The sequence below is a fragment of the Streptomyces sp. NPDC086777 genome (assembly GCF_040702065.1).
GTDB lineage: Bacteria > Actinomycetota > Actinomycetes > Streptomycetales > Streptomycetaceae > Streptomyces.
On the sequence record NZ_JBFBJI010000085.1, the window covers coordinates 1 to 7,983 of the forward strand.

The 7,983-nt window shown below is 72.1% G+C and carries 1 protein-coding gene; it reads right to left on the reverse strand.

Features of this window, described 5'->3' with window-relative positions; all coding sequences use genetic code 11:
* The coding region (locus tag AB0472_RS45755) for an amino acid adenylation domain-containing protein (protein ID WP_366365612.1) at window positions 1-7,971 on the reverse strand (7,971 nt) is incomplete at its 3' end.
* Between the last annotated feature and the right edge of the window lie 12 nt (window positions 7,972-7,983).

Genomic DNA, 7,983 nt, shown 5'->3' on the forward strand with positions numbered 1-7,983 from the left:
CGCATCCACCCCCACCACACCCAACACACCAACCAACCGCCCCACAAACCCCTCCACCCACCCCCCACCAAACACATCAACCGACGCCGTCACCGTCCCGGACAACGAGGTCCGGCCGTCCTCGTCGACGACCTCGCCCAGCGTGATGTCGAGGTCGAACTTGGCCGGCGTGGCTCCTGCCGCCATCGGCCGTACCTGGACACCCGGCAGGTCCAGGCCCACCGTGGCGTTGTTCTGCCAGGTCAACATCGTCTGGAACAGGGGGTGCCGGGCCAGGGACCGGGTCGGTGCCAGGGTCTCCACCAGCCGTTCGAAGGGCACGTCCTGGTGGTCCAGTGCCTGCAGGCTGTCCTCACGCACCCGGGCCAGCAGATCGCCGAAAGTGGGATTGCCACTCAGGTCCGTGCGCAGGACCAGGGTGTTCACGAAGAACCCGACCAGATCGTCCAACGCCTGGTCGGTCCGGCCCGCCACCGCCGTCCCGATCGGGATGTCCTCCCCCGCACCCAACCGCGACAACAACACCGCCAACGCCGCCTGCACCACCATGAAAAGCGTCACGCCCCGCTCACGCGCCAACGCGGCCAACTGCGCATGCACATCGGCCGGTATGTCGAGAGTGGCGGTGTGGCCCTGGTGCGAGGCGACCGCCGGGCGTTTCCGGTCGGTGGGCAGATCGAGCTCCTCCGGCGCCCCCGCGAGCGTCTCCCGCCAGTAACCGACCTGGGCGGCCAGCAGGCTGTCCGGGTCCTTCTCGTCGCCGAGCAGTTCCCGCTGCCACAGGGCGTAGTCCGCGTACTGGACCGGCAACGGCTCCCACTCCGGCGCGCGCCCCGCACACCGCGCCGCGTACGCCCGGGACAGATCACGGGCCAACGGCCCCATCGACCAGCCGTCCCCGGCAATGTGATGCAACACCACCACCAGCACGTGCTCGTCCGGACCCGTCCCGACCAACAGCGCCCGCAACGGGATCTCGGCCGCCAGGTCGAACGCCCGCTCCGCCTCCGCCGCCGCCAGGCCCTCGGCCTGCTGCTCGGCAGCATGGGCGACCCGCAGTACCTCACCCACCTCCTCGGGTGCCAGCACGTGCTGGAACGGCTCTCCGTCCACCACCGGGAACACCGTGCGCAGCACCTCGTGCCGGGCGACCAGGTCCGACAGCGCGGCGCCCAGGGCACTGGCGTCCACTCGCCCCGTCAGGCGCAGCGCCGCCCGGATGTGGTAGGCCGGGCTGGGCCCCTCCAGTTGGGCCAGGAGCCACAACCTGCGCTGCGCGAACGACAGCGGGACGCGTTCGGGCCGTTCCCACGGCAGCAGGGCCGCCCGGGCCGGACCACTGGCGCGGATCCGCGCCGCCAGAGCGGCCGGGGTCGGCGCCTCGAACAGTGTCCGGACCCCGGCCTCGGCCCCGAAGACGCTTCGGACCCGGGACACCAACCGCATCGCGAGCAGCGAATGGCCGCCGAGGGCGAAGAAGTCGTCCTCCGCCCCGACCCGCTCCAGGCCCAGGACGTCGGCGAAGAGGTGGCAGAGGATCTCCTCGTCGGCCGTGGCGGGCCCGCGGCCGCCGGCGTGCAGGCTGTACTCCGGCGCGGGCAGGGCCGCCCGGTCCACCTTTCCGTTCACCGTCAGCGGCAGTTCGTCCAGCACCACCACCGCGGTCGGCACCAGGTACTCCGGCAGGCGCTGTCCCAGGAAGGCGGACGCTTCTGCCGACAGGTCCGCGTCCCCGGCGGAGGGGCCTCGGTCCTCGGGCACCGCGTAGGCGATGAGGCGCTTGTCGCCCGGGGTGTCCTCGCGGACGACGACCACGGCCTGGGCGACGCCCGGGCAGTCGGACAGGACAGCCTCGGCCTCGGCCGGCTCGACCCGGAAGCCGCGGACCTTCACCTGTTCGTCCGCGCGGCCGGCGAAGACCAGCCGGCCGTCGGCCGTCCAGCGGGCCAGGTCGCCGGTCCGGTACATGCGTCCGCCCACCGCACCGAACGGGCAGGCGACGAAACGCTCCGCCGTCAGCCCCGGCCGGCCGTGGTAGCCGCGGGCCAGACCCGCGCCGGCCACGTACAGCTCGCCCACCACCCCACGCGGTACCGGCCGCAGTCGGCCGTCGAGGAGATAGGTCCGGGTGTTGTCCATCGGGCGGCCGATCGGTGGCGTCTCGGGCACCGCCGGGCCGTCCGCGACGGCGTACTGGGTCGCGCAGAACGTGGTCTCCGTCGGCCCGTACACGGGTCGTACCGTCACTCCCGGGCATGCCTCGAGCACCGCTGTCATCGCCTGCGCGGGCACCACGTCGCCCCCGGTCAGCACCTCCCGCAGGCCGGTGAAGCACTCGGGGTCCTCCTGCGCGAGAACGCGCAGCAGGCCGGCGGGCACCCAGACGTGGCTGAGCCCATGGGCGCCGACCAGGTCCCGGATCAGTCCTCCGTCCAGTTCGTCGGTCGGGGCCAGCACCACCGTGCCGCCGACGGCGAGCGTCACCCACAGCTCGAAAACCGACGCGTCGAACGCGTAGGGCGCGTAGGCCAGGACGCGGGTGGGTGCCGACTCCTCCCAGCACCGGTCCACGGCACGGGCCACCACGTCCCGCTGGGAGACCACCACGCCCTTGGGCCGTCCCGTCGATCCCGACGTGTACATCACGTACGCGGCCGCGTCGGGGCGGCCAGGTCCGGCGGACACCGGGACCGCCGCCGCCGTCTCCGCGACCACGTCCGGGTCGTCCAGACACAGGAGGGGCACGTCCAGCTCGTGCGGGACCATTCCGGCCAGGCCGCTCACGGTCACCGCACACACCGGCCCACCGTCGGCCAGCATGAAGCCGACCCGGTCCCGGGGGTACGACGGATCGACGGGCAGATAGGCGCCGCCCGCCTTCCACACCGCCAGCAGGGCCACCACCAGGTCGACCGACCGCTCCAGCATGACCGCAACGACCGTCTCCGCACCCACCCCCCGTGCCGCCAGCACCCCGGCCAGGCGCGACACCCGCTGGTCCAGCTCCGCGTACGGGAGTCGGTCGTTCCCGCTCACCAGCGCCACGGCGCCGGGGGTGTCGGTCACCCACTGGTCGACCAGCCGGGGCAGGGTCGCGTCCACCGTGGGGGTGGAGGTGTCGTTCCAGCCCGTCACAAGTTCCGCGAGTTCCGTGCCGGGCAGGATCTCGATCCCCCGCAGGGGCCGTTGCGGCGCGTCCTCCAGGGCCGCGATCAGTCCTTGGAGGGCGGTGTTCAGCAGGGCGCACACCGGGTGCGGGTCCACCGGGGCGACCACGTCGACCGTCAGCTCGAACCCGGTTCCCAGGTCGTCGACCGCCAGGACGAGCGGATAGTTCGTCCGGTCCTCGGCGAACAGCAGTGCGGCGCCGCCCGCCGTGCCCCGCCGGTCGCCGGTGTCCGCCGCGGTCCGGCGGCTGTGGCGGTAGTTGAACAGGGAGGTGAACAGGGGAGCGGACGGCGGGACGGCGGCGGCTTTCTGGGCGAGCGACAGCGGCGCGTGCTCGTGCACCAGCAGGCCCGCCAGCTGGGACCGCATCGCCTGGACCGCGCCCAGTACGTCCAGGCTGTCGACGTCCACACGTACCGGCAGGGTGTTCATGAACGGGCCGGGGATCCGCTCGGCGCCCATGCCCGCGTTCATCCGGCCCAGCAGCACCGTCCCGAACACCACGTCACCGCGCCCGGACAGAGAGGCCAGCACCCGCGCCCACGCCACGTGGAACAGCGTCGCCGGGCTCGTCCCCAGCACGCGCGCCTGTTCCCGTACCCGCTGCGCCAGGGCGTCGTCCACGGCCAGCCGCCCCTGTGCCACGTCGGTGCCGTCACCGTGGGCGTCGGAGAGGCCGAACGGCAGCGTCGCCTCGGTGACGTCCGCCAGCAGGGCCGCGAAGTACTCCTCGTGCTCCTGGCGGGAGACACCGAGCCGGGCCTGGGCGACGAAGTCACGGAACGGCAGCGGCGCCGGCAGCGCGTCCCCACGGCCCGCCATGAACGCGGCGACCTCGCCGAGCACCACGTCCGCCGCGGTGTGGTCCTGCAGCAGGTGATGTACCTGGACCAGGGCGAGCCACCGGTCACTGCCGGGATCCGCCGCCACGTGCACCCGCATCAGCGGCGCCCGCCGCACGTCCATCCAATGCCCGGCCACCGCGAGCAGCTCCGCGACCGGATCGGCTCCGCTCGCCGGCAGCGTCACCTCCGTGACGGGGACGACCGCGGACCGCCACACCACCTGCACCGGCTCGGGCAGCCCCTCCCACAGCACTCCGGTCCGGTAGATGTCGTGCCGGTCCACGACCCGCTGCAACGCCGCGACGAACGCGTCCAGCCGCTCACGGGATCTCAGCGACATGACCATCGGTACGAGGTACACGTCCGCTTCGCCGGGCTCCGCCAGCAGGTGGTGGAAGAAGATCCCTTCCTGCAACGGGGCGAGCGGGTACACGTCCGCCACGTTGGCGGCCCCGCCCTCGACCGACGCGCACACCGACTCCACCTGCGCCGGGGTGAGATCCACCAGCGGGAGCATGTCCGGCGTGATCGCCTGCGCCCCGTCCGGGATACCGTTCGGCGGTACGTCCACCTCGGTCCCCGCGCCCGCCACCGCCAGTGCCACCGGAGTCGGCGACTCGAACAGCACCCGGACCGAAACGCCCAAGCCCCGCTCACGCAGCCGCTGCACCAACGAGACCGCCAGCAGCGAATGCCCTCCCAACTCGAAGAAGTTGTCCTCCACCCCCACCCGTTCGAGGCCCAGCACCTCGGCGAAGGCCTCACACACGATCTCCTCGGCCACCGTGGCAGGGCCCCGCCCACGACCGGCGGTCGCGTACTCCGGAACCGGCAACGCCGCCCGATCCACCTTCCCGTTCACCGACAAGGGCAGCGCGTCCAGCACGACCACCGCAGACGGCACCATGTACTCCGGCAGCCGCCGCCCCGCGAAGGCACGCAGATCCGCGCCGGCGACGCCCGCGTCCGCGGGCACCACATAGGCGACCAGCCGGCCGTCGCCGGGCCCATCCTCACGTGCGACGACGAACGCCCGAGCGACTCCGGGATGCGCGGTCAGCACCGACTCGACCTCGCCCGGTTCGACGCGGAACCCACGGACCTTCACCTGGTCGTCCGCGCGTCCCACGAACACCAGCCGACCGTCCACCGTCCAGCGGGCCAGGTCGCCGGTCCGGTACATCCGCTCACCCGGCCCGGCGAACGGGCACGCCACGAACCGCTCCGCCGTCAGTCCCGTACGGCCGTGATAGCCACGGGCGAGCCCGGCGCCCGCCACGTACACCTCCCCCACCACTCCGGACGGAACCGGCTCCAGGAAGCGATCGAGCAGGTGGACACGGGTGTTGTCGATAGGCCGGCCGATCGGGACACTCGTCCCGTCCGCACCGGGTCCCGACCGCCAGAAGGTGGAGTCGATGGTGGTCTCGGTCAGCCCGTACAGATTGTGCAGCCCCACGCCCAACAGGTCCGTCACGCGGCGATGCAGGTCGACGGAGAGCGCCTCACCTCCGCTGAACACCATCCGCAGGCTGTCGCAGTCCGCCGCCGCGGGCTCGGCCGCGAACGCCGCCAGCATCGAGGGCACGAACTGCGCGACGGTCACCCGTTCACGCCGGATCAGCTCTGCCAGATACGCCGGTTCGCGATGCCCCTGCGGTGCGGCGACCACGAGCACCGCCCCGGCCGTCAGCGGCCACCACAACTCCCACGCCGACGCGTCGAACCCGAACGGCGTCTTGTGCAGCACGCGGTCGCGCTGCTCCAGACCGAACTCCCGCTGCATCCACGCCATATGGTTGGCCAGCGCGCCCTGCGTGACGACCACGCCCTTCGGCTGCCCGGTCGACCCCGAGGTGTACATCACGTACGCGGCGCTTCCGCCGCACGGCACCGGGCGCTCCGCCCGCTCCTCCGGCTCACCGCCCCCGCCGACGCCTCCACCAACGCCGCCGGATACCGACTCCGGTCCGTCCAGGACCATTACCGGAACGTCATCCCCTATGCCAAGGGCACCGGAATGCTCGACGGTGGTCAGCACACAGGCAGGACGGACGTCGGCCAACATGAGCGCCAGCCGCTCACCGGGATAGTCCGGATCGACGGGCAGGTAGGCGGCTCCGGCCTTCCACACCGCCAGCAAGCCCACCACCAGATCGACCGAACGGTCCATCGCCACCGCCACGACCGTGTCCGCGTCTGCGTCCGCACCCAGGCCACGAGCGGTCAGCCGCCGCGCGAGCCTGTTCGCCCGTTCGTCCAACTCCGCGTACGTGACCCGCTCGTCGCCGCACACCACGGCAGGCGCCCCGGGGGTACGCTCCGCCCACTTCTCGACCAGCTGAAGCAGCGTCACATGCGCTGTCGGCGTGGCGGTGTCGTTCCAGTCGTTCAGCATCTGCTCGCGCCGGGCGTTCGGCAGCACCGCAACGCCGCGCACCGGGCTGTCCGGCGCCTCGTCCAGAGCGGTGATGACACCCTCCAGAGCAGTGTGCAACGACGAGCACACCACGTCCGGGTCGCCCGGGGCGATCACGTCGGCGGTCAGGGCGAACCCCACACCGTTGTCGTCCACGGCCACGGCCAGCGGGTAGTTCGTGAGCTCCTGGTTGTGCACCAGCTCCACACCGGCCAGGCCCTGTCGCCCGCCGTCAGCCGGCCGGACGACAGACCGACTGCTCCGGCGGTAGTTGAAGAGAGAGGTGAACAGCGGCGTGCCGGACGGGACGTTGCCGGCCTTCTGGGCCAGTGACAGAGGGGCGTGCTCGTGGACCAGCAGGGCGGCCAGCTGTGAGCGCATCGCCCGCACCGCCTCGGCGACATCCAGGTCCGCGATGTCGATCCGTACCGGCAGGGTGTTCATGAACGGCCCCGGAACCCGCTCGGCGCCCACGCCCGCGTTCATCCGGCCCAGCAGGACCGTTCCGAACACCACGTCAGTGCGGCCGGACAGACTCGCCAGCACCCGCGCCCACGCGACATGGAACAACGTCGCCGGACTCACCCCCAGACGACGCGCCTGCTCCCGCACCCGCGCCGCCAGCCCGTCGTCGACTGTCCGCCGGGTTCGCCGCACACCGGTGCCGTCCCCGCGGGCATCGGACAGACCGAACGGCAGCGTCGGTTCCGCTACATCGCCCAGCAGACGGCTGAAGTAGTCCTCGTGCTCCTTCTGGGAGACTCCGAGTCGGGCCTGGGCGACGAAGTCGCGGAACGGCAGCGGCGCCGGGAGTTCCTCGGCGCGGCCTGTCATGAGGGCCGCGACCTCGCCCAACACCGCCTCCAACGCGGTGTGGTCCTGCACCAGGTGATGCACCTGCACCACGGCGAGCAGGCGGCCGCCGCCGTCCGGCTCCTCGGCCACGTGCACCCGCAGCAACGGCGCCTGGCGCAGGTCCAGCCACGAGCCCGCCACCGCCAACAGTTCAGCCGCGGCGTCCCCGTCACCGGAGAGGGTCACCTCGGTGACCGGCACCACCACCTGCCGCCGCACCACCTGCACCGGCTCCGGCAGCCCCTCCCACACCAACCCCGTCCGATAGATGTCGTGCCGATCCACCACACACCGCAACGCCGACAGAAACGAGTCCAGCCGCTCCCGGTCGTCGAAAGCCAGCGTCATCGGAGCCAGATACACATCCGCCGCACCAGGCTCGGCGAGCAGGTGGTGGAAGAAAATGCCCTCCTGCAAGGGGGCCAGCGGATACACGTCCGCCACGTTCGCCGCCCCGCCCTCCACCGACGCACACACCAACTCGATCTGCCCGACCGTGAGATCCACCAGCGGCAGCATCTCCGGCGTGATCAGCTCGGCCCCGTCCGGAATGCCGTTCGGCGGCACGTCCACCGCCCCACCACCACTGCCGCCGTCACCTGCCGCGGCCACCCCCGCAGGCGTCGGCGACTCGAACAACGCCCGCACCGACACCCCGAACCCACGCTCACGCAACCGCTGCACCAACGACACCGC